Origin of the sequence: Lysinibacillus sp. GbtcB16, assembly GCF_019091145.1 — a bacterium.
GTDB classification, from domain to species: domain Bacteria; phylum Bacillota; class Bacilli; order Bacillales_A; family Planococcaceae; genus Lysinibacillus; species Lysinibacillus fusiformis.
The window spans coordinates 1-271 of sequence record NZ_JAGXJV010000399.1 but is presented as its reverse complement, the minus strand read 5'-3'; the positions used below and the strand labels follow the sequence as shown (position 1 = coordinate 271).

The window sequence follows — 271 nt, the reverse complement described above, 5'->3', positions numbered from 1 at the left end:
CGAATCGTGGACCCTTACGTTCTGCATCTGAGCAAAATGCACACGCTCGATGTACCGACGGTCAATCAGATCACGAAGGAGCTGTTCGTTCTCGCTTCCGAAGGAGGAGGGACATACGACGGGTGGGGGACAAAGCTGAAGCTGAAGCTTCCGGCTAGAATCCGTGCCTATGTCAAGCGAGTGTTCTTGAAATTCATCTCCACCTTTACATAAGATGTTCCTGGATTTGGGACGTGTAGCGGTTTTCATGAAATTTCGTTATAATACATAG

General features: G+C 48.3%; 1 protein-coding gene. It reads left to right on the top strand.

Features of this window, described 5'->3' with window-relative positions:
- The coding region (locus KVT27_RS24680) for a ribonuclease E inhibitor RraB (protein ID WP_217582178.1) at positions 1-213 on the top strand (213 nt) is incomplete at its 5' end.
- Positions 214-271 lie beyond the last annotated feature (58 nt).